General features: G+C 34.5%; 28 protein-coding genes. 17 read left to right on the top strand and 11 right to left on the bottom strand.

What is annotated here, in order from left to right; translation table 11 throughout:
- Positions 1–361 precede the first annotated feature (361 nt).
- The 9 genes from EFY79_RS00800 to EFY79_RS00755 all read right to left on the bottom strand — a co-directional run bounded on the left by EFY79_RS00800 (position 362) and on the right by EFY79_RS00755 (position 7,779).
- Entirely contained in the window at positions 362–1,468 is a 1,107-nt protein-coding gene (locus EFY79_RS00800) for an alpha/beta hydrolase (RefSeq protein WP_123118765.1), read from the bottom strand.
- 1,270 nt (positions 1,469–2,738) lie between these two features.
- The gene (locus tag EFY79_RS00790; protein WP_123118763.1) at positions 2,739–3,515 is read right to left on the bottom strand and encodes an SOS response-associated peptidase; all 777 of its coding nucleotides are present in this window, start codon (positions 3,513–3,515) and stop codon (positions 2,739–2,741) included.
- Positions 3,516–3,517: 2 nt separating this feature from the next.
- A complete protein-coding gene (locus tag EFY79_RS00785) occupies positions 3,518–4,018 on the bottom strand; it encodes a hypothetical protein (RefSeq protein WP_123118762.1) in 501 nt (166 codons plus the stop codon).
- Complete coding sequence (locus tag EFY79_RS00780) at positions 4,018–5,280, bottom strand: Y-family DNA polymerase (protein ID WP_123118761.1); 1,263 nt, start codon at positions 5,278–5,280, stop codon at positions 4,018–4,020. The genes EFY79_RS00785 and EFY79_RS00780 overlap by 1 nt, the downstream gene beginning before the upstream one ends.
- A complete protein-coding gene (locus EFY79_RS00775) occupies positions 5,268–5,702 on the bottom strand; it encodes a LexA family protein (protein ID WP_123118760.1) in 435 nt (144 codons plus the stop codon). Before EFY79_RS00775 ends, EFY79_RS00780 begins: the two co-directional genes overlap by 13 nt.
- 101 nt (positions 5,703–5,803) lie before the next feature.
- On the bottom strand, positions 5,804–6,043 hold the full coding sequence (locus EFY79_RS00770; protein WP_123118759.1) for a hypothetical protein: 240 nt from the start codon (positions 6,041–6,043) through the stop codon (positions 5,804–5,806).
- 41 nt (positions 6,044–6,084) lie between these two features.
- Positions 6,085–6,714 (bottom strand): endonuclease III domain-containing protein, encoded by a 630-nt coding sequence (locus EFY79_RS00765; protein WP_123118758.1) that lies wholly within the window; start codon positions 6,712–6,714, stop codon positions 6,085–6,087.
- 419 nt (positions 6,715–7,133) lie between these two features.
- Positions 7,134–7,388 carry a hypothetical protein gene (locus EFY79_RS00760; protein WP_123118757.1) on the bottom strand — a complete coding sequence of 85 codons (255 nt, stop codon included), beginning with the start codon at positions 7,386–7,388 and terminating at the stop codon, positions 7,134–7,136.
- A 91-nt stretch (positions 7,389–7,479) separates the two neighbouring features.
- Complete coding sequence (locus EFY79_RS00755) at positions 7,480–7,779, bottom strand: hypothetical protein (RefSeq protein ID WP_123118756.1); 300 nt, start codon at positions 7,777–7,779, stop codon at positions 7,480–7,482.
- 616 nt (positions 7,780–8,395) lie between these two features.
- Here EFY79_RS00755 and EFY79_RS00750 point away from each other — a divergent pair.
- From EFY79_RS00750 to EFY79_RS00670, 17 genes are all read left to right on the top strand, one after another.
- Positions 8,396–8,878, top strand: coding sequence for a hypothetical protein (locus EFY79_RS00750; RefSeq protein WP_123118755.1), 483 nt, complete (start codon positions 8,396–8,398; stop codon positions 8,876–8,878).
- Between the two features lie 43 nt (positions 8,879–8,921).
- Positions 8,922–9,260 (top strand): DUF4134 domain-containing protein, encoded by a 339-nt coding sequence (locus EFY79_RS00745; protein ID WP_123118754.1) that lies wholly within the window; start codon positions 8,922–8,924, stop codon positions 9,258–9,260.
- A gap of 26 nt (positions 9,261–9,286) precedes the next feature.
- The gene (locus EFY79_RS00740) at positions 9,287–9,604 is read left to right on the top strand and encodes a DUF4133 domain-containing protein (RefSeq protein WP_123118753.1); all 318 of its coding nucleotides are present in this window, start codon (positions 9,287–9,289) and stop codon (positions 9,602–9,604) included.
- Between the two features lie 3 nt (positions 9,605–9,607).
- Complete coding sequence (locus EFY79_RS00735) at positions 9,608–12,079, top strand: TraG family conjugative transposon ATPase (protein WP_123118752.1); 2,472 nt, start codon at positions 9,608–9,610, stop codon at positions 12,077–12,079.
- Between the two features lie 21 nt (positions 12,080–12,100).
- Complete coding sequence (locus EFY79_RS00730; RefSeq protein ID WP_123118751.1) at positions 12,101–12,472, top strand: hypothetical protein; 372 nt, start codon at positions 12,101–12,103, stop codon at positions 12,470–12,472.
- The gene (locus EFY79_RS00725) at positions 12,473–13,150 is read left to right on the top strand and encodes a conjugal transfer protein TraI (protein WP_123118750.1); all 678 of its coding nucleotides are present in this window, start codon (positions 12,473–12,475) and stop codon (positions 13,148–13,150) included. It begins immediately after the preceding gene.
- On the top strand, positions 13,137–13,811 hold the full coding sequence (locus EFY79_RS00720) for a hypothetical protein (RefSeq protein WP_123118749.1): 675 nt from the start codon (positions 13,137–13,139) through the stop codon (positions 13,809–13,811). The genes EFY79_RS00725 and EFY79_RS00720 overlap by 14 nt, the downstream gene beginning before the upstream one ends.
- Before the next feature lies 1 nt (position 13,812).
- Positions 13,813–14,442 (top strand): TerB family tellurite resistance protein, encoded by a 630-nt coding sequence (locus EFY79_RS00715; protein ID WP_123118748.1) that lies wholly within the window; start codon positions 13,813–13,815, stop codon positions 14,440–14,442.
- An 18-nt stretch (positions 14,443–14,460) separates the two neighbouring features.
- Complete coding sequence (gene traJ / locus EFY79_RS00710; RefSeq protein ID WP_123118747.1) at positions 14,461–15,624, top strand: conjugative transposon protein TraJ; 1,164 nt, start codon at positions 14,461–14,463, stop codon at positions 15,622–15,624.
- Between the two features lie 13 nt (positions 15,625–15,637).
- Positions 15,638–16,255 carry a conjugative transposon protein TraK gene (gene traK / locus EFY79_RS00705; protein ID WP_123118746.1) on the top strand — a complete coding sequence of 206 codons (618 nt, stop codon included), beginning with the start codon at positions 15,638–15,640 and terminating at the stop codon, positions 16,253–16,255.
- 2 nt (positions 16,256–16,257) lie between these two features.
- A complete protein-coding gene (locus EFY79_RS00700) occupies positions 16,258–16,752 on the top strand; it encodes a hypothetical protein (RefSeq protein ID WP_123118745.1) in 495 nt (164 codons plus the stop codon).
- Between the two features lie 11 nt (positions 16,753–16,763).
- Positions 16,764–18,041, top strand: coding sequence for a conjugative transposon protein TraM (traM, locus tag EFY79_RS00695; protein WP_123118744.1), 1,278 nt, complete (start codon positions 16,764–16,766; stop codon positions 18,039–18,041).
- Between the two features lie 46 nt (positions 18,042–18,087).
- On the top strand, positions 18,088–18,930 hold the full coding sequence (gene traN / locus EFY79_RS00690) for a conjugative transposon protein TraN (RefSeq protein ID WP_158605112.1): 843 nt from the start codon (positions 18,088–18,090) through the stop codon (positions 18,928–18,930).
- Between the two features lie 76 nt (positions 18,931–19,006).
- Positions 19,007–19,816, top strand: coding sequence for a hypothetical protein (locus EFY79_RS00685; RefSeq protein WP_123118742.1), 810 nt, complete (start codon positions 19,007–19,009; stop codon positions 19,814–19,816).
- Positions 19,809–20,228 carry a hypothetical protein gene (locus EFY79_RS00680; protein ID WP_199727404.1) on the top strand — a complete coding sequence of 140 codons (420 nt, stop codon included), beginning with the start codon at positions 19,809–19,811 and terminating at the stop codon, positions 20,226–20,228. The genes EFY79_RS00685 and EFY79_RS00680 overlap by 8 nt, the downstream gene beginning before the upstream one ends.
- 14 nt (positions 20,229–20,242) lie before the next feature.
- Positions 20,243–20,569, top strand: a complete 327-nt coding sequence (locus tag EFY79_RS00675) for a helix-turn-helix domain-containing protein (protein ID WP_123118741.1) — start codon at positions 20,243–20,245, stop codon at positions 20,567–20,569.
- A gap of 144 nt (positions 20,570–20,713) precedes the next feature.
- Positions 20,714–21,193, top strand: coding sequence for a PH domain-containing protein (locus EFY79_RS00670; RefSeq protein ID WP_123118740.1), 480 nt, complete (start codon positions 20,714–20,716; stop codon positions 21,191–21,193).
- Between the two features lie 1,079 nt (positions 21,194–22,272).
- On the opposite strand, the gene EFY79_RS00665 is transcribed toward EFY79_RS00670, so the two are convergent.
- Together EFY79_RS00665 and EFY79_RS00660 are read right to left on the bottom strand one after the other, a co-directional pair.
- A complete protein-coding gene (locus EFY79_RS00665; RefSeq protein WP_123118739.1) occupies positions 22,273–23,079 on the bottom strand; it encodes a glycosyltransferase family 32 protein in 807 nt (268 codons plus the stop codon).
- 18 nt (positions 23,080–23,097) lie between these two features.
- Entirely contained in the window at positions 23,098–24,645 is a 1,548-nt protein-coding gene (locus EFY79_RS00660) for a glycosyltransferase family A protein (RefSeq protein ID WP_123118738.1), read from the bottom strand.
- Positions 24,646–24,704 lie beyond the last annotated feature (59 nt).

Raw genomic sequence — 24,704 nt, 5'->3', positions numbered from 1 at the left:
AGAATGGAAATAAAGACGTGCAGGTGTTATACAGCCACAAAAATCTATCTGATAGTTTTACCGGAAATAGTAACACCTGAATGGCGTGGAACTATCTAAATGACTCTTTGAGAATAAGAAAGAATCAGAGTGCTGCACTAGATGGAAGAACATGACAATACTGTTAACCAAATGCTCGTAGATTGAGTGAAAGAGTTATTTATTGCAGAAGAGATTCGGGATCTATAGCGCGAACCGCCACAAGATATTCAGTGGCTAATATAGTTGCAAGAAAAACATAAGACGCAAAAAAGAATAACATCAGCTTTAAACTGTAAACAAACAAATTCCTCCTTTTTTATTTCCTAAAAATATCTCAGGACTATATTATCAATCTAAATTGAATTGAAACAGAAGGTATAGCCGTTCTTGATAAACCAATGAACTCTTCTACTCTTTTACTTTTTAATGTTTCCGTTATGTCACTAATTACCGTTTCACTTTCTACATAATACCAATGCTGTACCGTGTTACTTTCAAGGCCGGATTGATCATTTATACCAGTACAGTCAACACTGTAAATGTGTGCGGGAATTTTATTGTAATCCCTAAAACCAAACTTGCCCAGGCGGTTGTAAGCATTTTTTGTTGTTTCAGAAATGAACAGCGCAAGGTCTTTTGTGTTAAAATAGACAGTGGTCCTTTCTCCAATATTGGAAAGCATATTGAAAGACCGCGGCTCTTCAAAAACCTGCCAGTCAACATCCGACGCTGCCAAGATTATTTCTTTGAAAACAGCCGTAATACTACTGTCCCTTTGAGCAAGAAGTTCTGTCATCATCGCTTCAATCACCCTGTTGCCCATGCTGTGTGCCAGCAGGTGAATATTATTATTGCACGGGTCATTAAGGGGATGCTGCGTATCTGCTCCAAATATAGCTCTGAAGAAATCTATAAGCATTAGGTAGCACCGGGCTAAGGAAAAGCCTGATAATTCTGCATCTTTAGCATCATCTCGATACCTTAGTATTTCGTTCCTGGCAGGCCATGTAAAAGCAACAATGTGCTTTATTGGGCTGTTCGAATTGATGTATGTCTTTTCAAGCTTGCAAATACTATTAAGTGCACTTGCAAGGTCGGTATGAAAGCCATGCACAAAAAATAACAAATCACCTTCCACTGCTTTCATATTCTGATACAATTCAGTGAAAAATTTCTTCGAACCGATTAAAGTATCGGTAGGTGTATGTGCAAGGCTTGCGCTGTAAGGTTGTATTTCAGCATCTGTAACGGCAGAAGCAATATTCGGTGCCTTCGGATCAGGAAAAAGAGTTACTGCAAGACGACTGTCTTTTGTAGCATTGTAAATGTCGGAATCAAAAGTTCCGAAGCGCAGATTTTCAGAAGGCGTTTCACCTCCATCTGCCTTAATAAATTCGCCTTTTTCATCAGGAATAATTTCACGGTTCGTGATAATGTAGTGCAGCATGGTTGTTTAGATTTTAATTCCTTGTTTGGACTATTCTTTGAATGAGAAAAACTAATTGTTTTTCTTTTTTTGAATCTTTTTCCATGAAATAATACGCTAACATACAACTTGTAATATTCCACAAATAGGTAAAACACCTCTTTGAGATCATGGAAAACCTTCAAAATTTCATGGAAAAACCTGATATCAAATATTCTATCTTTAGCGAATGACTGCCATCTTTAATAAATCATCATTTCCCATATTGGCGCAGCTTGAGTTTTTAGTCTATGTAGGTATTCCTTTTCTCGTATTCTTGTCGTTGGTCAGGAGATCAGACGATGGCAAAAGCCAAGCTGTTCATGTTTAGTACTATCGCTCAATAGAATTCCCGGAAGCCATGCAAGACAGGGGGCTTACATTTTCGAAGAAGTGAAGTGAAGTGCAGCGAAATGGAGTGAAACGCAATGAAGCGAAACGGAACGGATGCGACCTGAGAAATGGAAGCTGCCTGTGTGCGGTTGAGGTGTAACAGGAAAGAGATGTTCAATAATGCGGATGAAAAAATGAGTGTGCGAAATTTTTTCATTGGCATTAGTAAGAGAAAATCAAAGCTGCAGGCATGAATCTTTTTTTCTGGATAAGAATTAAACGTTTACACACGACTGTTATAAACTTTAAAAACGATATTTGTATTTCTCATAAGCAGTTAGTTTTGGTAGCGGCTCTTGTTTTTACAAGGGCCAATTTTTTTTTCTTAACATCAAATGCTTTTCGTTTTAAAACCTCGCATTATAAAATTCCGTGAACTTGGAAAAGACACGTAGCGCTGTGCTGATGAGCGTAGCGCGTACGAAGCGAAGCGCAGTAACGGCGTAGCGAATCAGCGTAGCGCGGGCATCAGAACGTCAGCACTGCGAAAATAAAATAGCCTTAACCTGGTAAATAGCCCATCCCGCGATGTGAGCAAGAGAGCGAAGCGAACGAAGCGAAGGAGCGGGCTGGGCGGTAGTTTCAAAATTTAAAACCTCTCATAAAAAATAAGTTAGACAGTGAGAACAGTGGTAGTGCGTACGCTGAAAGAGCGAAGCGCGTACGAAGCGAAGCGGAGTAGCGGCGTAGCGAATCAGCGTTAGCACGGGCATCAGAACGTCAGCACTGCGAAATTAGAAATGCCTGAACTTGCTAAGTAGCCCATCCCGCGATGTGAGCAAGAGAGCGAAGCGAACGCAGCGAAGGAGCGGGCTGGGCGGTAGTTGCAAAATTAAAAATGATAAAATCATTTTATCTGTCATTCAATTTCCAGTTCCGGCAAATTTTCCCATTGATAAAATTCGTTTTTGGCCTTATCGTCGGGCCTTAATTTCGGGCTACGGATGGTGTAAACGGTTTTATAATCTAATTCGCTGGATGGCATTTCAAAATCAAGAATCGCCTTGTATTCTTCATCAGACAATTCTTCGTTAATCCATTTTTGAGAAAGCTCGAAGGGAAGCAGCAAAGGCATTCTGAATTTATTTTCTCCGTCATTATGAATTTGTCGCATTAAACTGTTGGCATCCCTGGTAATTAAAGTATAGCTCCAAACTTTTATCATTTCTCCGGTTTCTTTATCAACAATTTCCGCTACGGAAAATAAACCCGGAAGAAAAAACATTGGCTGATTTTTGAGTGTGATAAAATAGGGAATTTTATTTTTAAATCCTACCACTTTTCTGTGTTCATAAAACCCATTGACCGGAATCAAACACCTTCTGTTTCTTATTTTATACCAATAACTTTTGGTGTCATGTAAAATTCTTTCACTCCTGGCATTTAGCATTGTAGCGCGTTGTCTTTTAAACTTATCCAAGTCTTTCACATAAAAAGGAACACAGCCCCACTCCATCGAGCGCAGGTGTAATTTATTATCTTCCCTGTTCCTGTATATGATCGGATGATTGCCGTACAAATGGCCAATGATGTGGGTGCCATCAAAATTAATTTCGAGCTGTTCATCATGAATCAGGTCAGGAAAATAATCTGAGAGTACTTTGATTTCGACCGTAAAAGATATATCGTAACACATACTTATGCTTTTTCTATATCCTCAAATTTAACTCTTAAAGTCTGACTGCCTCTTTTCAGGATAATGAAGAGCTCGCCGTAAATAACCTGCAAACTTGGCCGGATATTTTCGCTTGCATCTATGCGCCATTTCGTGTGCTTCATAATGTATCGGCGCATATTGTCTTTGTATTTTAAATTCATCCGCTTTTTTATATCATCTGCGCTTTTTACAATCGCCCAAAAGAGGCGGTAGCCTGAGTCCGCATGAAACATTTGTAAAATCTTTTCTTTATGTTTTGGATTGGTAAGGTCAATGATAGAAGCATATTTATCATGCTTCACTGCTGAAAAATGAATTTGCGCTAATCCTAAATGGTCGTAATCTGTCAATAAAATATCTGTTTTGGGATCTTCAAAATGATCAAAGGCTTTGTGATAGGATTGAGAAACTAAATAAATTTTGTCCATCTTAATAAGACGGTTGATATACTCGGGTTTGAATAGTTCGAATGGTTGAAACATCAGATTTTTACTTTTAAAATTTGGTTCATGTCGGTAGTAAAATGAGAAGATAAATATTCAGTTTTCAACCGGTATCTTTTTTCAAATCCCTGCACCGACATCCTTACAATTTCTTTGCCGAGGCATTGATTTATTTTGTCCATCGCCTGCATGGCTGTTTTATTTTTTTTCCGGTTGCATTTATCAAAAAGACTTGCCTGGATTTTTTCATCAGGCACGATATCCAACGCCATTACCCCGCATTTCAGGTAATTATATCCCTGCTTAAAAATAATATCAAATCCTTTGTTGGCGTATTTAATAATTTCTCCGGTGAAATTTGTTGGCGTTTGCAAATCGATAGTGATTGACCTGGAATATTGCTTATCCTGCGTCCTGTGTAAATTGGTTTGCAGAAAAACATTGATACTTCTGCAACAGCTATTTTGATTTCTGAGTTTAAGTGCGCAAGCTGCGGCATAGTTGCTAACAGCCTCTGCGATTTCTTCCTTTTTGGTTTGCAATTTTCCGAACGATTTTGAAGTGCAGATGTTCTTTTTTGCGGGTGTTTCAAATTCCCACTGTATTGCAGGAATTCCTTTGAGTTCATTAAACAACCGCTGGCCGACCACCGTCATATTTTTTCTTATAAATTCCTCCGGAGCAGAAATGAAATCAAGTGCGGTATTAAAGCCGCTTCTTTTTAAAAATAAAGCATATTGACGGCCTATTCCCCACACATCGCCTACTTCTGTAACAGCAAGCATTTCGTTGATTAATTGGTCATTTGCTGCCCAATGAACGCCAATATTTTTCCGATACTTTTTTGCATAGCGGTTGGCCATTTTTGCGAGGGTCTTTGTGGGTGCTATTCCTACACAAACGGGAATTCCTGCATTTTGCTTTACCGTTTTCTTTATATTCAAACCTAATTCAAGCAGGTCACGATAATCCAGGTCGTGCATGTCCAGGAAAGCTTCATCTATTGAGTAAATTTCCATTCGGGGTACAAAGCTGCCAAGCGTTTTCATAACCCTGTCGCTGATATCGCCATACAAAGTATAATTGGAACTAAAAACGGCGACGTTATTTTTCTCAATGATTTCCCTCGCCATAAACGCAGGCGTGGCCATTTCAATGCCCAGGGCTTTTGCTTCGTCGCTCCGGGAAACCGCGCAGCCGTCATTATTAGATAAAACAATGACCGGTCTTCCTTCCAGTTTAGGATTGAAAAGCCGCTCGCACGAGACATAAAAATTATTACAATCCACTAAAGCATACATGACTTAACATCTTTTACAGTAGTGATAATATTGGTAACGACACCCCAAATCTGCATATCCATTTCGCCGGTAATTTCAATTTCTTTAAACTTCGAATTCGCCGGAACGAGCCAACATTTATATTGATTTTTCTTTAAAAATTTTACCGTGAATTCGCCATTTAAAACAGCTAAAACTATATCACCATTTTTTGGTGTAATTGAGCGGTCAACGATAAGGCGTGCCCTGGGCGGAATAAAAGCGTTAATCATTGAATAGCCTGAGGATTCAATTATAAACGTTGACAGCGGATGTGGTATAAATTCTTTATTCAGGTCAATTCGCTCCTGCATATAGTCCATGGCGGGAGACGGAAAACCGGCCGGCACCTGGAAGTCATAAGAAATGATTCCTTGTTCTTTACTCAAATTATTAGTTTCCATTTGCTAATTATTTTAGTAAAGGTAAAGAGACTTTAAATAAAAAAAAATAACCGGGCAGGTTATTTTATAAGATGGAAAGCCAATTGTTATCAGACCCGTTTTCAACGCCTGTGTTCATCGATAAGAGGCCCGATAAGTTTACTGAGTTCGGTAGGTCCAGATTCTTCAATATCGATCCATTGCCCTTGTTCGTCCTTCATGAGAGCCAGTTCAATATCATCATCAATTTTGCAATAGTAATGCATATCGGAAACGGTAGTTTGCGCTTCATAGACTTCCACATGATGTTGTTTCTGTCCTTCCGAAAAATCAGTTTGAAATAACATTCCTTCTTCTGGCATAAAAATGATTTTTATAAAGTTAGAAAATACGTTCCGAAAAATTACAGCCACCCATTATAATAAGCACACACCTTCTTCATCAAACATTCGTCACACGCTGGCTCAGGCCTGCAAATTTCCCTGCCCAGGAAAGACATAGCCATTCCTGCGTCCCATTGTTTTTGAGGTAGCACATCCATAATTTGTTTTTCAATTTTCGTAGGATCATCGCCGGTTGCAATACCTAAACGCGGCGCAACCCTTACCACATGAAGGTCAACAATTATGCCTTCGGGCCGGGCTTTTGCATAGCGCAAAATTACATTTGCGGATTTGCGGCCAATACCCGAGAGGTCAGTAAGTTGCTGCATGTTTAGGGGAATATTGCTGTCGTTCTTTAGCTCTTTTGCAATACCAATTAACCAATTCGCTTTTTTCCTGAAGCCGCGGACTTTACTGATAAAGGGCGTTAATGTTTCCACACTCGCGCTGGCAAGGGCGTTCATATTTGGAAATGCTTTGAAAAGTTCCGGTGCAATTTGATTGATAATGTTGTCGGTGCTCTGTGCGGAGAGAACTACCATCACCAGGAATTGATACAGGCTTTCTGCTTCCAGCGGATGCGGTTTGTTTTTGTATTTTTTCAATAACGGCTTAACGGCTTCAGGCCAATTGATGTCAGGCTCTTTCATTTAAGTAAATTGGGGCAGTGAATTTACAGAAAAGTCTGAAAAGAAATAAAGAGACTGTATTTTAGGAATATCCATCGCCGGTAGCCGGAAGTAAGGTTTTAGTCTTTTCTTACTTCCAGAATAATTTGAAAACATCGCGGCAGTTACAGGAAAAAACAAATGCATTTTTTTTGATTAAAAAATTGAACTCAAACAAATGAAAGTGAAAAAGAAACAATTGTTTTCTTCTTCTATCGAAAAAATCATGGGAAGATATTTTTGCACTTTAAAAATGTTGAAATAGTTTTTATTTTAAACGTTTACAAATGGATAAATTCGGTTCTTATAATCGATATTTATATTCTCAAAAGCAGTTAGTTTTGGTAGCGGCTCTTGTTTCCACAGGAGCCTCCATTTTGTTACTAAACTTTGAATATAAACTAAGACAATTTACTCTTACCTATCACTGAGATAACAGATTGAACTTTTATCTCCTGGAAAAGAGGGTTCTCAAACCATGGTGTTGACCAGCCGTTAGCCTTAGGGTAAAAGTGGAAATCAAAATGAAACAGTTCATTCCTTGTTTTATTTTGTACTCGAACACTAAACACGGTTTCGTCCGAATATATTTCTTCAAGATAGTAAATATCATAGGCTTTTTTACCAATTGTAATTTCAGCATATTGTTCAATCATTTTTTTTATTTACAAACTTAAACCAGTTTATCTGTGAGGCATTAAAATATTTTGTTATAGGAAAAATGATTTTTCAGGATTTCTAAGAACTTCAAAATTCAATATCTAACGTTTGCGCATAAACTCTTTTTGTAAATGTTTTGCCCTGGAATGTTTCGGCTTTCACTTTGTAGGTTCCCGGCCTTACTTTTTTCGCAATCATTGAAACGTAACTACAATCGAAAATATCTGATAAAGATTGCTTTCCGGTATCGTAATTGTATAAAAAAATTCTTGCTCTACATTCGTTTGTAATGCTTACCAACACTCCATCAGAAAATTTTAATTCTGGTTTCATACAGCTTTGAAAAACGATTGTGGTAGTGATAGCCATAATGATTATCTTTTTCATGGTTAATCAAACTTGGTCTCGGTTCGTCGATGATAGAAGTAAATTATTTCACCTTCGGAAGTGATTAAAAAAATAAAATCTCCGGGTTTGCTTACGCAATTATTAAAACAAATTCTTGCATTGTACACGGTATGTTTATCACGAAAAGTTTGAATGTCTTATAGCTTAAAATCTGGAATATAGAAAACAGAATTGCTGGTGTCGGCAGGATTTTGATAAAAGAAAACGTTTCCTTTTATCGTTGGTGAATTGTTAACGTAGCTAATGTTATTATTGGCTGGAAGTTTTTTTAGATAGAATTTTTGCTGCGAAGATTGTTGGAAATTATGAGCAAAGTCAAAATTTCGATTATGATGACTTTAATTTTTGTATTATCTAAAATTGAGAATTGAAACCTGCAATGTTTTTCTCTTGTAAAGTTTAGCCTGGGTTCTAAAACTCTCTTAGGATGTAAAAAGATTTTGAGTTAAGGTTTCTAAATTGGATTTAAATTTTAAAAGTAATTATTGCTGGAAAAAAATACAAGATTAAAAAGAATCTTTCCCTACTTGGTATCACAGTGTGAAAAACACTTTTAAAACAGGAGCAACTTTGTTTTGAAATAAAAGCGATACCAATGTTGAAGAATATTTCCTGGAGCAGCTATCTTTCAATAACAGCAGCCATTACAGCTATCTATTATTTTCTAATCGCGGTGATTTTTTATAGAAACGAAATTACGAAAGTTTTCTTTTCAGGAAGATCTCATTTTATCACCGCACCATCAAAAACACGAAGGGATAATTTAATCATGAAATCTGATAACGATTCTGAATTAGAATATAAATCCGGACAAAATGAAAAAGAAGATGAAATGCAATCTTCCAGAGTGCACCAGTTGATAAATGAATTAAACAAAATATTTAAGAAATCTTCCGAAAAAAAGTACTTAAAAGAAGAACTTATTCTGGCCATACAATTAACGTTAAAAAATTATTTGTCATTAAAAGAAACTCCTTTTCTTGGAGCTATCAATAGCCTGATTGAATTGGAAAGCCAAAGTCAATGCTCTATCTATCTCAATGAAGATGAAATGGACCTGTTGTGGAAAGCCGGGTAGATAGAGCTTTTTTTAAATTATTAATCTTTAAAATAAAGCGAGTATGGAATGTGTAAATGGAATTTTTCAAGAGAAAAACAAGAAAAGAATTTACAAACTGATTGCGACTTCAGTTTTGCTTATTCAACAATTAGCAGTGTTTGCCCAGGATGGAAATGCCGGAATTAACGCCGCTAATACACAGGTTCGAAGCTATTTTACCTCAGGTACAAATCTCATGTATGCAGTAGGTGCAGTTGTCGGACTCATTGGCGCTGTGAAAGTATATAACAAATGGAATAGTGGCGATCCCGATACCGGCAAAGTTGCGGCTGCATGGTTTGGCAGCTGTGTTTTTTTGGTAATTGTTGCCACAGTGATTAAAAGCTTTTTCGGTGTGTAGTAAAGTGCTCTATAAAATCTAGGAGAATGAATAATGTATATAAAATAAATAAAGGCATTAATAAATCAGTAGAGTTTAAAGGATTGAAGGCTCAATATATCTGGTATTTGGGCGCCGGGGTATTAGGATTATTGATAGTCTTTGCCTTTTTGTACATCGTGGGATTAAATACTTTTCTCTGTTTAGCAATAGTATTAACTGGAGGAACGATTTTATTCATCTATGTCTATCGCTTAAGTAACAAATATGGAGAGTATGGAATGATGAAAAACGCGGCGAGGCGAAGCATTCCAAAAGTCATTAAGTCAAACTCGAGAAACATTTTTATTAGAATTAAAAAATAGATAATGGAAAAATGGTTGCATAATATTTTGCCGGTGATGGGTGTAGAGCATAACTGCATTCTCTCCAAACAAGGCGATATAACTATAGTATATGAAGTGGCTCTTCCAGAAATTTTCACCCTTTCAGATAACGATTATGAAGCCCTTCATAATGCATGGTTGAAAGCGATAAAAGTATTACCAAAGTTTTCAGTGTTTTATAAACAGGATTGGTTTATTGAAAATAAATATGAGCCGGATTTTAATAAGAATAGCAGTTTCTTATCTCTTTCCAGTGAAAGATATTTTAATGAGCGGCCTTTTCTAGACCATCATTGTTATGTCATGCTTACAAAAAAGCAAAACGGCAGAAGAGAATCAACCTCATTATTTTCTTCCTTATTACGCAATTCGTTTGTGCCAGAGCAAACGCTGAACCAGCAAGTATTACAAGACTTTTCAGATTGTTGTAGTCAATTTAAAAGGATTTTAGAAGATAGTGGTTTTGTTAAGTTGAAAAGATTGACAGATGAAAACTTAACCAGCCAGGAACGTAAATCAGGAATAATAGAAAAATATTGTTTCCTTTCTGAAAGTAATAATGAATTAATCATCAAGGATATTTCTTTTAAGGACGGAATAACAGTAGGCAAACAAATTTGCCAATTATATAGTTTAGGTGATTCAAATAATTTACCTGCACTTTGTGGTTCCAGAATTAACTATGATAAATACTCAACTGATAAAACGAAATTTTCAGTCGGATTTGCCTCGAACATTGGTCAACTTCTGCCTTGTAACCATATCTATAATCAATACATTTTTATCCAGGATTCGCAAAAAATTATTCAAAAATTAGAAAGCAAAAAATTAAGACTTCAGTCTCTTTCGGCATATTCCAGAGAAAATGCAATTGCGCGTGATGCAACTAATGATTTTTTGAATGAGGCTATCAGTGAGCAACGCTTGCCAATAAAAGCACACTTCAATTTATTAGTATGGACTGATGAAAAAGAAAAAATAAAAGACATTCAGAATCTGGTTTCCTCCGGCCTCTCTCAAATGGATGCCGTTCCGAAACAGGAATCCCACGGTGCTCCACAAATTTTTTGGGCAGGTATTCCAGGCAATGCCGCCGACTTTCCAATGAATGACACCTTCGACACGTTTGCTGAACATGCGGTTTGTTTTTTAAATATGGAAACCAATTATAGAAGCTCTGTAAGCCCTGTCGGTATCCGGCTAGGTGACCGTTTAACTGGTAAGCCTCTTCATGTTGATATAAGTGATGAGCCGATGAAAAAAGGAATTTGTACGAACAGGAACAAATTTATTTTAGGACCCTCCGGAAGTGGTAAATCATTTTTTACCAATCATATGGTAAGAAGTTATTACGAACAAGGTACACATGTGGTTTTGATAGATGTGGGACACTCCTATCAAGGCTTATGCAAAATGGTTAACGGCTATTATTTCACGTATTCAGAAAGCGATCCCATAAAATTTAATCCATTCTTTATTGAGGAAGGAGAAGTTCTTGATACAGAAAAAAAGGAAAGCATTAAAACTTTGTTATTGGCTTTATGGAAAAAAAATAATGAAAGTTTTGGAAGAAGTGAATATGTAGCATTGTCTAATTCAATTCAAATCTATTACAGCCATTTACAAAATCATCCGGATATTTTTCCAGGCTTTAATTCATTCTACGAATTTCTACAGGAACATTTTGTTCCGATTCTTGAAAGAGAGAAAGTAAAAGAAAAGGATTTTGATGTAGCGAACTTCTTGTATGTGCTAAGACCATACTACAAAGGCGGCGAGTTTGATTACCTTTTAAATGCCACTCAAAATCTGGATTTATTGCAACAACGATTTATAGTATTTGAACTTGATAACATAAAAGATCATCCGATTCTTTTTCCGGTTGTTACCCTTATTATAATGGAAGTTTTCATTTCTAAAATGCGGAAGTTAAAAGGAATAAGAAAAATGATTCTTATTGAAGAAGCATGGAAAGCAATTGCAAGAGAAGGTATGGCAGAGTACATAAAATATTTGTTTAAAACAGTAAGAAAGTTTTACGGAGAAGCAGTCGTAGTAACGCAGGATATAGAGGACATCATTTCCTCACCTGTTGTAAAGCACACAATCATCAATAATAGTGATTGTAAGATACTCCTTGATCAAAGTAAATATCAAAACAAATTTGAACAGATACAGGAATTACTAGGATTAACCGAAAAAGAAAAATCACTCGTATTATCCGTAAATAAAGCCAATGATCCGGGAAAACATTATAAAGAAGTTTTTATTTCTCTTGGTGGTATTTCATCAAAAGTATATCGAACCGAAGTTTCTATGGAAGAATATTTGGCTTATACAACGGAGGAAACCGAGAAAATAACGATGATGAAATACGCAAAAAAATATGGAAGTATTGAGCAAGGCATTAAAGTATTGGCAAATGATATGAAAATGAGCAATGTTGAAAACTAAAGTTTTTAAAAATAAAAAATCATGAAAAAAGTTCATTTACTGACTTTATCTATGGTGTTAATTTTTGCAGGATGCAAGGAGTATTCAAGTCAAAAAATGAAGTCTTTCATTCCAGGAACTTATGTAGCGAAATGGACTGATGAGTATGCCATCAACTATGATACAATTATTATAGTAAACCAAAGCGGAAATAAATATTTCCAAATCACACAAATCATGCGATCACAGTTTCTTGATAAAAGTAAAATGCCTTTCTATAAAATCCATCATTGGACTGCAAGTTTTGATGCAGTTAATAAATGCCTTATGATAAGCAACAACGGCAGAATGCTTTTCTTTTATCCTGATAAGAATGAATTGAAATCGGGTACGGTCATCTTTAAAAAAAACTAAATGAAAAAGTCACTTATCGTATGTGGAATCATTTCTATCACTGTAATATTCCCATTGAAACAAGCGAATGCACAGATTGATGTCCCAAGTATCCTTAAGGCAGCTGTGAAAAAAGTAATTAAGGCAATTGATTTAAATATACAAAGACTTCAAAATAAAACAATCTGGCTTCAGGATGCTCAGAAAACAATTGAGAATACAATGTCGAAAATTAAATTGGACGAAATTACCGGATGGGTAGAAAAACAAAAAGCTCTGTATCAAGTCTATTTCGATGAACTAAGGAAAGTGAAAACAGCGATATCTTATTATTATCGGATAAGGGAAGTAACATCAATGCAATTGCAATTAGTTGGTGCTTACAAAAATGCTTTGTCTCTTTTTAAGCAGGATAAACATTTTACGATAAAAGAGATCAATTCCATGAGTGATGTCTATTCAGGTATCCTGGATGAGAGCATTAAAAATCTTGATGAAATTCTTTCAATAATGACTTCTTTTTCACTGCAAATGGACGATGCTAAAAGACTTGAATTTATTAATGCTTCTGCAAATGCAATTGAACAAAATTATTTGGATCTCCTGAAATTCAACCAACAGAATATTTCTCTCAGTCTTAACAGATCAAGAGACTTATCTGAAATCAACCAGGTAAAAATGCTGTATGGATTACAATAAGGTTAAACGAGTATTTGAAATGAAAAAGATTACGCTAATACTAATATTATTGAATCATCTATATAGTAATGCACAAACACTTGCGGAATGGACACAACAAAAAAAAACGCAAATAAAATATTTACAACAACAAATAGTTGGATTGCAAGTGTATATCGATTATTTGCAAAATGGCTATAAGATAGCAAGGAAAGGGCTTGCAGCAATTAATTATATCAAGGATAGTGATTGTAATTTGCACAATGGATATTATAATTCTCTTAAGGTCATTAATCCAAATGTGAAGAAATATTTTAGAATTACGGATATCATTTCTTTACAATCAAGGATAATAAAAACCTGTAAACGGACCATCAGCACAACAAAAGAAAATCGATGGTTCACGTCTAAAGAAATAGCATATATAAAATATGTCTTTACCAAATTATTGTCTGAAGCAACGGAGGATATCAATCAATTGATCACTGTTATTACTCCAAATTATTTCATTATGAAAGATGATGAACGCATCGCTCAGATTGTTCACATTTATGATGAGATGCTGGATAAACAAACTTTCGCTGAGAATTTCAGAAACAGAGTTAATGTGCTTGCTATGCAAAGATCGAGGGAAAGCGAGGATATTGAAGCAAGTAGATTATTAAATAAAATGAATAAATAAAATGAAAAGGATTGCAATGCTTTTGATACTAATCAATTTTTTTGGTTCAAAAATAACTTTTGCACAATCAGAAGAAGCCCAACAACTTCTATTAAATATAGAAAAGCTTGCTCAGTTCAAACAAATTTTAAAAGATTTAAAGCAAGGATATGAAATACTTTCTTCCGGATATAATGCTATCAGGAATATATCAGAAGGAAATTTTGATTTACATAAAACCTTTTTAGATGGTCTGTTAGCTGTAAGTCCGGAAGTGAAAAAATATACAAAGGTTTCTGACATAATTAAGATGCAATTGCAAATAGTAAACGAATATAAGAATGCCTTTAAAAGATTTAAGAATAACGGGCACTTTACTTCCGAAGAAATTGATTATTTGAGCCAAACTTATAATAACCTGTTTAAAAAAAGTTTGAATGATTTGGATGAATTAGCAACAGTTCTAACTGCAGGAAAATTGAGAATGTCGGATGATGAAAGGCTGCATTTTATTGATAGAGTATTTGAGAATATGCAGGATAAATTATTATTTCTTGAACATTTTAATATCAGTGCTTCTATACTTGCGATTCAGAGAGAAAGGGAGCAGAGTGATATTGATATTATGCGGAAGCTTTATGATGTTGAATGAATTTTTAAAAATGTGAAAATGAAAAAGTGGGTAAGGGTTATCGTTATGATAACAGCGGGACTGATTCCTCAAATTACAAAAGCACAGGCTGTTGCAAATGAAATTCAAAGCATGCAAAGTGTGCTGGACAAGTTGTTTAATGATATGATGCCCTTGTGCAGTCAATTAATTGGAGTTGGCCGCGGCATTGCAGGATTTGCAGCTACCTGGTACATTGCTTCCAGAGTTTGGAGACACATCTCCAATGCAGAACCCATAGATTTTTATCCTTTATTCAGACCATTCGTAATTGGTTTTGCAGTCATAATTTTCCCTTCTGTTATTGCAATGATCAATGGTGTGATGCAACCCACTGTTACAGCTACAACTTCAATGGTTACGGATTCCGATAAAGCAATTACACAATTATTAGCTATGAAAGAAGCAGCTATAAAAAATACTCCTACATGGCAAATGTTTGTAGGAGCATCGGGTGAAGGTGATAGGGATAAATGGTACAGATATACATACCATGAAGATCCATCCCAGGAAGGTATGCTGGAAGGAATAGGAAACTCTGTAAGTTTTGCTATGTCCAAGCTTTATTATAACATGAAAAATTCTATCAAAGAATGGTTATCAGAAATTCTAAAAATATTGTACGAAGCAGCCGCGCTATGCATTAATACAATAAGAATTTTTCATTTGGTTGTTTTGGCTATTCTTGGTCCACTCGCGTTCGGTATTTCAGTGTTTGACGGTTTTCAACATACATTAACTGTTTGGATCGCACGTTATATTAATTTCTTTTTATGGCTTCCTGTTGCAAATATTTTCGGAGCAATCATGGGAAAGATCCAGGAAAATATGTTGAAGGTTGATATCAGCCAGATACATGATCAGGGGAATACGTTTTTTAGTCCCACAGACATTGGTTATCTGATTTTTATGATCATTGGTATTGCCGGATATTTTACGGTTCCCAGTGTAGCTAACTATATTATTCATGCAGGTGGCGGTAATTCCTTGCTTCATAAGGTTTCAAGCGGTTTCAGAAGTGCCACCAGAACAGCTTCTTCCAGTCTTTCTTCAAACGCTTCTTCAATGGTAAGAGATTCCTACGGTAATACGAAGAATATAATGCAATCAGGATACGAAGGAAAAGGAAGTGATTATTTTAAAGACAAAATTTCCGGAAAATAAAAAAATACACAAGATGTTTCAGCAGATGAAAAATATTGATAGCGCCTTTAAGTATGTACGCGGATTTACTTTGCTGATGATCCTGGCAAGCTTTGCAATTAGTTGTTTTGCAATTTATAAAAGTTATGAATTGGTAAATGCAAACCAGAAAAAGATTTTCATTTTGGCAAACGATAAAGCAATTGAAGCTTATGCCTCAGACAGGAAAGCTAATGTGGCAGTTGAAGCCAGAGATGAAATAAGCACATTTCACGATTATTTTTTCACGCTTTCTCCAGATGATAAAGAGATACAATCGAGTATAACAAAGGCATTATATCTGGCGGATGCATCAGCAAAAAAAGAATATGACAACTTGAAAGAAAGCGGTTATTATACGGAAATTATATCAGCAAATATTAGCCAGGAAATAACAGTCGATAGTATTCAGCTCGACTTGAATCAAAAGCCATTTTATTTCAAATGTTTTGCTACCCAAATAATCACCCGTACAACAAGTGTTTTAACAAGAAGTCTAATTACAGAAGGTTTCTTAAGAAGCGTTCCAAGATCAGAAAATAATTCACATGGTTTCCTGATTGAACGGTGGAATATTTTAGAAAATAAAGATCTAAAAATTGAAAAACGATAATTATGTTTTTATCAAAAAAAAGAAAATCAATTTCTCCAGACAAAAGTTATCTCACACCTGGTCTGGAAAAGTTTTTGGAAATAATCGCACATAAATGTGTCCGTACGCAAAGAAGGCTGGCAGATGCAATGCAAAAAAAAAGTCAACGGCTTTCTGTTACTGGTAAGAAAGTAGCTTTAATAACCTTTTGTTTTATCGGTATAGCAGCCAGCATTTACGCTTTAACTGAAGACATTTTCGATAAATCCAATCGAGCTCATTTCAAAATTTCCCCAATTGTAATTTCAAAAAATGTTCTTGAAGAAAATGATAGAACTTCTAACATTCTGTTTGATTCCGAATTTAATAAAATCGAACAGTTCAAAAAATATATTGACAGCCTTTCCAATTCTATTTCAGGACAAAAAATAAAAGATAGTATTTTAAAATTCAGGCCCTTCCTTATGGATAGTATCAATCAATTTGAAAACTTATATCTAAATAAAACGGACAAATAAAAAATAAAGATATGGAACAACATTCTCAAAAATTTCTTCGAAAACGAAAATTTCTAATGGTCTTGCCTTTACTCGTCTTTCCCTTTGTAACATTAGCTTTTTGGGCGATGGGCGGAGGAAAAGATTCTGAAAGCAGATTTAATTCGAAGCAGACAGGTTTAAATCTTGAACTTCCGAATGCTAATCTTAAAAATGATGCTACAGATAAACTTGGGTATTATGAGAAGGCAACACGAGATTCATTAAAAATAAAAGATGAAATTGAAAATGATCCGTATTTCAAAACCAATATGGATTTGGAAGATACTCTTCCAAATCACACTACGGAAAATATATTGCCATCAATTCCACAAAATTCAACTTCTAAAATTGACGTAAATGAGGAAAAAGTATATAATAAATTACGACAATTAAATGATGTAGTCAATTCAAAAACAAATTCTGGTGAATTAACAAATTCAAGTGGCTCCACTGAAATTGAAAATAGAAGTCCAGCAATTAGCACGCAAAATATTGAAAGATTAAGACAGATGTTGGATAACATGAATCAGAGTAGCACTGAGGAAGATCCGGAAATGAAACAAATGAATGGAATGTTGGAAAAAATTTTAGACATCCAACATCCTGAAAGAGTTTCTGAAAAAATACAGAAGAATTCGCTTATCCATAAAAGGCATGTTTATCCAGTCACACCAATTGATGAACAAAATAATTTTTTCTTCCCTAAAAAATCAAATTCTAACAATGATAATACTAACAAATTAAATAAACATAGGGCGAATAAATTTTATTCAATAAACGATATGTCAATCGGAAGACAATTGATTCAAAATTCAATTCAGGCTGTTGTACATGAAACGCAAACTTTGGTGGATGGTTCCACGATCAAATTAAGGCTAATGAATGATATTTTTATTAATGGCTTATTGATACCCAAAGGCAATTTTATTTTTGGAAAAGCCACCTTAAGTGGCGACCGGCTGATTATTTTAATTAAATCCATCTTATATAAAAATGACTTGATTCCTGTCAGTTTATCTGTTTATGATTTAGATGGTTTAGAGGGCATTTACATTCCTGGAAGTATTACAAAAGAAGTAGCCAAGCAAACATCTGATAATGCCATTCAGAATATTGGTTTGAATAGCCTCAATTCGACAATAGGAACTCAGGCAATTAGCGCCGGTATTGATGCTGGTAAGAATTTACTAACAAGAAAGACGAAACTGATTAAGGTAACTGTAAAAGCAGGATACCAGGTACTTCTTGAAAATAACAACAATGAATAATAGGGATGAAATAATCCCAAATTTTTAAATTTTAATGCTCTTTCACATGAAAAAAATTATCCTTTTAATAACCGCTCCTGTCTTGATTTGTTCCGCAAATGCATATTCGCAAAATTTTGAGAGTATTCCTTCAATTCAATTGATGGTAACAACTAATAAAACATCAAATCTCATATTTCCTTTTCCTATTAAAAGTGTTGACATTGGAAGTGTTGATTTATTGGCACAAAAAGCTAACGGAATTGAGAATGTTCTTCAAGTGAAAGCGTCGAAGGAAAATTTCGATGAAACTAATTTAAGCGTAATTACTTCTGATGGAAAATTTTATTCTTTCCTGGTTGATTATTCAACAAATCCTAGTTTGTTGAATCTAAAATTTAAAGATACTTTAAATAATCCCATTTCATTTTCCAGTTCTGATTATATGGACTTAAAGAGCAATGATAAAAAGATAGAATTAGATGCAAGAAAGATTCTGGAACAAAATAGATTTCTGTTTGGTGTGAAAGATAAATCTCATGGAATGCGGCTTGTACTTTCATGTATATATATTGATAATGACGTTCTTTATTTCAAATTTGATCTGGGAAACAAAACGAATATTAATTATGATTTTGAATCGCTTAATTTCTATATAAAGGATCGAAACCAAAGTAAAAGAACTGCTGTTCAGGAAATACAACAAACACCATTATTTATTTATAATGATCCCGGTTTTGTGAATGGTAAAACCAATCTATCCATTGTTGTCGCTCTTCAAAAATTCACTATCCCTGATAAAAAGATGTTGGTGGTTCAATTAATGGAAAAAAATGGCGGTAGAAATTTATCATTAAAAATTAATAATCGAGAGATGGTAAAAGCAAAAACCATTTCAACAGAACATTAAAATCATTTTAAATAAGGGAGACATCTCTAAAATAAAATAAAAAAAAATATTAGTAAACAAACAAAAAATCAATTTTATGAATGAACAAAATTTAGACTACCTGGTAAATCAAATGAAGTTTACCGGCTTCGGTGAAGGACACCGTGAAGAACTGAAAGAAAAAATGGAAAAGCAGGAACCACAAATAACCATTTTCCATCAAGCAGATTTTGGAAAAGATAAGACGGTTGCGACGTTGCAATTAAATAAGTCTCATGAAAGCGACATGTACTTTTTTAATCGTTATAGTCTTATGTTGAAAACAAGTAAGAATCCGGATCCCATTAAACAAACTTTTTACATCAACAACAATCAAAGTAATATTACTTTAAAAGAAGCGTACAATCTGATGAGTGGTAGAGCCATTCATAAGGAACTTACAACAAAAGAAGGAGAAAAATATCAGGCCTGGATGCAACTTGATTTTAAGGAAACAGACAAAAACAACAATTACAAAATCAAACAATATCATCAAAATTATGGCTTTAATCTTGATGCTACTTTATCCAAATTTCCTATTAAAGAATTAGGTAGTGAACTAGAAAAATCGCAGCTTATGGAATCTTTGAAAAGAGGTAATAAGCAATCTGTCACTTTCACCCAAAATGATAAAGAGCAGAAGATCTTTATTGAAGCGTCACCTCAATTTAAATCATTGAACTTTTATGATACAAATCTTCAAAGGATTAAAGCTGAAGATCTATACGAAAAAAAAACTCCTGAACAATCAGAGAAGCTAAATTCAAAGAGGGATATAAAACAAGGAAAGGAAGAAAATGAAAATGAATCCCAATCGGTTCCAGTACAAAAAAAGACAAAAAGAAAAAAACAAGGTTTAAGTGCGTAAACGGGAATTGATGATTTTTCGCAGCGCCTCAATTTTAAAAGAATTGAGCGCTGCTGTCATCAAAGTAGTCTTGGCTTATACAGTATTGAAGATTTGGAAACAGTTAAATAGAATGAATTCAGAATTGCTGCAAAAGTTTTTTGAAACAATTAAATCTGATCCCAGGATCAGCCCTGTTCATATAAGTTTATATGCCGCTCTTTTTTTAAAATGGAGCGCGAATAAATATGAAAATCCAATTTATATTTTTAGCGATGAACTAAAACCGTTTTGTAAAATATCCGGGCCTTCTACTTATCATCGTAGTATCAGGCAATTACATGAATATGGCTATATCAGGTATGTGCCATCCTTTAATCACTGTTTAGGTAGCCTTGTTTATTTTCTTGAAATGCATAAAAATTACTCCTAAATAAAATTTTAAAGATGGAAAAAGTGAAGAATGAAATAACCACGACCCCAATGCTTTTCCCCTATGATCCCGAAAATTTCTGGAACGAGATAAGATTAATTATAAGTGAAGAAATTACCAAAATGCAAAAGAAATTAGTGGAACAGGTGTCTTATGATACTCCAGGTATGACATACAAGCCTTTGTATAAAATTGGGGAGGTATGTAATATTTTCCAGGTGACAAAACCTACCATTTATGATTGGATAAAACAAGGAAAATTAAAACCTTTTAAAGTAAGATCTCGGGTTTATTTTTTGTGGAATGATATCGAAAAGTTATTTCCCGCAATAGAGAAATAAATTTCAAATAATGACTGTTTTCAACTTTACTAATTGATAAAATGTGCGAAAATTTTGAATAAAAAGTTGAATGATTTTCTTAAATTTATATATAGAAATTGCTTAGTCGAGTCTCATATAGTTGTAAAATTAAATTTCTATTTTATGAACTACATTCAAAAGAATTTAATGGCCAATGAAAGAATTGCGTTTTCAACTAAATTGAATTGGACACTTTATATAAAGCCTGTTGTAATAATTTTAATTGCTATTGTACTTTTGATTGATAGCTACCATTCCATAAATGGCTTCATAATTTATTCACTTGGAATAATTCTTATGGTTGCCGGAATATTTTCTGCCTTCGTTACTTACTTCAAAATCAAAACTTTTGAATTTGCCGTAACGAATAAAAGGGTTTTAATAAAGCATGGAATATTAAGAACTCAATCATTTGAAATAATGCTGAATAAAGTTGAAGTTATTTATGTAGAACAAAACTTTATTGATAGAATTGTAAACAGTGGAACTATCATAATTAAGGGCACAGTAGGTTCCCAAACTCCATTACGTAATGTTGATAATCCATTCCAATTTAGAATTGCGGTAAATGAGCAAATTGAAAATTTGAGCCTCGCCCGATGAAATATTCAAATTAATTAATCAGTGGATTGTCTGAAATGATTTCGATCAGAAGTGAATTAAATCCCATCGGAAAAAATTTCAATCGACAGTTAAAAGACGACACACTTTCGATGAAATTTCTTAGATAAGCACTGGACAATTTGAATGAAAAAAACAAGGAGATTCTTATAAAAAAGTAAGGGAAATAAATGAGAAAAACAAGCAAAAATATTCAAAAAGCACAGACAATATAAATACTCAAAAATTAGAAACAATCCTAAGGAATCGATGCAAAGAATTGGCCTTTGTAATCAGCCTTTTATTATTTATTGACATGGTGATGCGGTCATTCCAACATTCATATTATAACCACAAATATGAAAAGCGATCGCAACAGAATCTCAATGCATAACCCGGGAAAAACCAGTCACGAAAAGCGAGAAGGCAAATTGAAATGGAATGGTTTGCTAAAAGCTGAAAGCAGTAAACAAACAAATATCTTGAATCTTCATCCTGTAAACGCCTAAACAAGTAGGTGCTGCAAAACAAAAACGAAACGTCAATCTCAAATGTATTAATGAAAGTAATTTGCAATACAAATTTACTTACCTGTCAGCTCTGAATGCAATGGTAAAATTAAATAATCTTACTACCCACTAATGTAAAAAAATTCAAGGCATTACCAGAATAAAGGATTGACTTATCGGATGGATGATGGAGAAGGAAATAAAACCGGGATTCCAATAAAGGGCAAGCTCTATTTACACGAAACCTAATAGCATTTTTTTGAAAAATAAATTTGTTGAAAATGGAAATCTGAGTAGCCCTTATGTGAAAAGAATCCAATTAGATATGGATTGGTGTTTGAATAAAAAACCACATAATTCAATGAACTAAAAGGCAGTCTTGAAAAAGAAAGTATTAGGAGGGAAATTTGTAAGGAGTCTGAACAAAAAGTGTTTCAATCTGAGTAAAAAGGGATGCATATTTTCCTTGGTTCAAAAATGAAGTAACAAAAAGAATTAAGAATTTATTAGAACTATAACAATAGGTAAATACAAAGTTGAAGATTTGCGATATATAGAATTTCATATGTCCAATTACAAATATTTATGCAAATCATTTGAAGTATATCCATACTGCATCATATAACTTTCGGGAAATTGTGAGGTGTCAACTAAAAGATTATTCTGCCGCCACGAAACTGGGTAAAAAAAGTGTTTCGGAAATTTGGTGATTTCGAAATATTTAATCACTTCGGAAAAGAAGCGTGGTCCCAATGCGATCCAAGTAGGATATTGTTTTTCAATCCTTGTCTTAAAGAAAGTAAGTGTAAGGAGCTTTATTAGCAGGTAAATAATTGGATTTTTTTTTGATGATCCTATAACCCCAGCAGCAAGCATAACTTCGTCCTCCTGACCTGCAAAAACTCCTAATTCATTCGTTTGGAGTATGAGTTCGCTAAGCGGTTTGTTATTTAACCACTCCGAATCCGCGTCTATATACATTCCGCCAAACTGGTATAGTAACTCGTAGCGCAAAATATCTGTTTTGCCAGCAAAAACACCCTCTTGTTGATATAGCTTCTGATTTGTCATTTTTAAATGGGAGATATCTTCTTCCCGCCATAATTTATAATCCCAATCAGGAAATTGATTCTTAAAATTTATTTTAAAGCTGTTTATCCATTTCCAGGGTGGCTTGTAAGGTCCTATCCATACCTGATGTATTATTTTTGGAATCAATTGGGCGTTAAGCCTAAAATAGTCGGAAAAACATCTTATTATCTTTTGCGGCTCTATTAGAGACAGTTCTAATTTATAACCTGATTCTATTTCAGATAACTGCAAATCATTCATCGATAGATTGTCTACCAAAACAAAAGGGTCGACTGTAAGAGAACTCATTACTTACCATTTTTTATTTCAACAAAATCTATGTTCCATCTCAAGAACTGCCACTGGTTCAGATGAATATACTGTCCATTCATTCTTGTTTACATGTGCACCGGCATTGAATCGCCAGGTATTATGAGAATGACGGCAATAACTGAAAAGATTTTTACCATTAATTCTTTTAAGGCGGGCTGCCTTTTTGATCGCAGCAACTAAGAATTCAGAATCTTCTCTTAACGAAATTGATGGATAAACGGCGTAATTTTGCCATATACTTTTTAAAAAAACAAGTGTTCCGCTGGCAACATTTTCGACGAAAAGAGTTTTGAATAATTCTTCTGAACAAATCCAATATTTATTCGTAGCGATTTCATAAAATGTAAAATTATTAAGACCGGTAATTTCACATTCTCCTTCTAATATAGGAGACACCTGGCAAGAAAGCCTGTTATAGGCGTAAATATCGTCATCATCCCACTGGGCTACTATAATTCCATTTGCATTATCACAACCTTCATTTCTTTTTTCTCCGATACTTATTGCATGAGATTTTATCAAGCTTACATTCGAAGGTAACACTGTGCTTTCAGGAATGTCAGAATCCTGATTGTATACAACAATTAGTTCCTTTTTCGGGTAATCTTGCTGTTCAAAAAATTTGATAGCCTGTCGAAAAAATTCTGGTCTCTTTGTTGTCGGCATTATACAACTTATCAAAGGAACATGAGTTGAAAAATCTTTTTGCCATAATTTTTTCCGGTCTATCACGGAATTTATTTTTAGCTTGGTAAATTGAGTTAAGGCAAAATTATTGCAAGAGTCGCCAAGACAATGTTGCCTGTATTCAACTCCGGATTTTTGTTGCAATGCACAGAACCGATTTTGATATAGCTGCTTATTGAATAGCATGTCTTCATAAGGCCAGTTTAGCGTGCGTTCTGCAAAAGCCCCTTTTATCCACATACCCTTGAAACCTGATCTCGAAGCTCTTACATTAAAGTCCATTTCCCAGCAACTTCCGAGCCCATAAGCTTCATCCGCACATCCAATCGTTTCAATCACTTCTCCTTTTACAATATAACAGAAATCGGAAAGACTATGCAAGGGAATTAGTTCACGAAATTCTTCTTTAAAAACTTCCTTAGTAATTTCCGAAATCTCTCTATAATTAAAACTCTGGTAAGGCTGCGGCAACGACGCCTGTTCATTCCAACAGCGATTGGTAGAAGGGCCTGCCAATCCAAATTCTTCACTCCGTTCGAGAGCACTTGTCAAAAGAGAAAGACAATGAGGACCTAATAAGAGCCCCGCCTCAATAAAAGCAAAAAAATGAGCACCTTCGTATGTTATCAATTGATTAAAACAAAATGCTTTGCCTTTATAAACATCGTTTGTGATTACGTGGTCATACTCAATCTTATTTATATTTATTCCTTTACTGTTGTCTGCAAGAACAATAATTCGTAAATTAAGACTTCCGACCGAAAGTTGTATAGTATTGATCGTATTTATGAGATCGCTTGTAGTTGCAAAAGGTGGGCAGTAAATTCCTATTAAAATATTTTTACTTGAATACACTTAAACGTAAAGTTTTGATTTTTGAAGAAAATTAAAGGTAATGAGTACCTAAAGTAGTG

It is taken from the genome of Hanamia caeni, assembly GCF_003721595.1.
GTDB classification, from domain to species: Bacteria; Bacteroidota; Bacteroidia; order Chitinophagales; family Chitinophagaceae; genus Ginsengibacter; species Ginsengibacter caeni.
This window is presented reverse-complemented; position numbering and strand designations above follow the sequence as displayed.

Excerpts from the sequence above, each read along its gene's own strand:
- EFY79_RS00790 (WP_123118763.1), bottom strand. The coding sequence starts at position 3,515 with ATGTGTTACGATATATCTTTTACGGTCGAAATCAAAGTACTCTCAGAT.
- EFY79_RS00745 (WP_123118754.1), top strand. The coding sequence starts at position 8,922 with ATGGAATGTGTAAATGGAATTTTTCAAGAGAAAAACAAGAAAAGAATT.
- traM (WP_123118744.1), top strand. The coding sequence starts at position 16,764 with ATGGAACAACATTCTCAAAAATTTCTTCGAAAACGAAAATTTCTAATG.
- EFY79_RS00785 (WP_123118762.1), bottom strand. The coding sequence starts at position 4,018 with ATGTTTCAACCATTCGAACTATTCAAACCCGAGTATATCAACCGTCTT.
- EFY79_RS00730 (WP_123118751.1), top strand. The coding sequence starts at position 12,101 with ATGAAAAAAGTTCATTTACTGACTTTATCTATGGTGTTAATTTTTGCA.
- EFY79_RS00740 (WP_123118753.1), top strand. The coding sequence starts at position 9,287 with ATGAATAATGTATATAAAATAAATAAAGGCATTAATAAATCAGTAGAG.
- EFY79_RS00755 (WP_123118756.1), bottom strand. The coding sequence starts at position 7,779 with ATGAAAAAGATAATCATTATGGCTATCACTACCACAATCGTTTTTCAA.
- EFY79_RS00675 (WP_123118741.1), top strand. The coding sequence starts at position 20,243 with ATGGAAAAAGTGAAGAATGAAATAACCACGACCCCAATGCTTTTCCCC.
- traK (WP_123118746.1), top strand. The coding sequence starts at position 15,638 with ATGTTTCAGCAGATGAAAAATATTGATAGCGCCTTTAAGTATGTACGC.
- EFY79_RS00700 (WP_123118745.1), top strand. The coding sequence starts at position 16,258 with ATGTTTTTATCAAAAAAAAGAAAATCAATTTCTCCAGACAAAAGTTAT.
- EFY79_RS00725 (WP_123118750.1), top strand. The coding sequence starts at position 12,473 with ATGAAAAAGTCACTTATCGTATGTGGAATCATTTCTATCACTGTAATA.
- EFY79_RS00760 (WP_123118757.1), bottom strand. The coding sequence starts at position 7,388 with ATGATTGAACAATATGCTGAAATTACAATTGGTAAAAAAGCCTATGAT.
- traN (WP_158605112.1), top strand. The coding sequence starts at position 18,088 with ATGAAAAAAATTATCCTTTTAATAACCGCTCCTGTCTTGATTTGTTCC.
- EFY79_RS00720 (WP_123118749.1), top strand. The coding sequence starts at position 13,137 with ATGGATTACAATAAGGTTAAACGAGTATTTGAAATGAAAAAGATTACG.
- EFY79_RS00800 (WP_123118765.1), bottom strand. The coding sequence starts at position 1,468 with ATGCTGCACTACATTATCACGAACCGTGAAATTATTCCTGATGAAAAA.
- EFY79_RS00775 (WP_123118760.1), bottom strand. The coding sequence starts at position 5,702 with ATGGAAACTAATAATTTGAGTAAAGAACAAGGAATCATTTCTTATGAC.
- EFY79_RS00735 (WP_123118752.1), top strand. The coding sequence starts at position 9,608 with ATGGAAAAATGGTTGCATAATATTTTGCCGGTGATGGGTGTAGAGCAT.
- traJ (WP_123118747.1), top strand. The coding sequence starts at position 14,461 with ATGAAAAAGTGGGTAAGGGTTATCGTTATGATAACAGCGGGACTGATT.
- EFY79_RS00750 (WP_123118755.1), top strand. The coding sequence starts at position 8,396 with ATGTTGAAGAATATTTCCTGGAGCAGCTATCTTTCAATAACAGCAGCC.
- EFY79_RS00780 (WP_123118761.1), bottom strand. The coding sequence starts at position 5,280 with ATGTATGCTTTAGTGGATTGTAATAATTTTTATGTCTCGTGCGAGCGG.
- EFY79_RS00665 (WP_123118739.1), bottom strand. The coding sequence starts at position 23,079 with ATGAGTTCTCTTACAGTCGACCCTTTTGTTTTGGTAGACAATCTATCG.
- EFY79_RS00715 (WP_123118748.1), top strand. The coding sequence starts at position 13,813 with ATGAAAAGGATTGCAATGCTTTTGATACTAATCAATTTTTTTGGTTCA.
- EFY79_RS00670 (WP_123118740.1), top strand. The coding sequence starts at position 20,714 with ATGAACTACATTCAAAAGAATTTAATGGCCAATGAAAGAATTGCGTTT.
- EFY79_RS00770 (WP_123118759.1), bottom strand. The coding sequence starts at position 6,043 with ATGCCAGAAGAAGGAATGTTATTTCAAACTGATTTTTCGGAAGGACAG.
- EFY79_RS00765 (WP_123118758.1), bottom strand. The coding sequence starts at position 6,714 with ATGAAAGAGCCTGACATCAATTGGCCTGAAGCCGTTAAGCCGTTATTG.
- EFY79_RS00685 (WP_123118742.1), top strand. The coding sequence starts at position 19,007 with ATGAATGAACAAAATTTAGACTACCTGGTAAATCAAATGAAGTTTACC.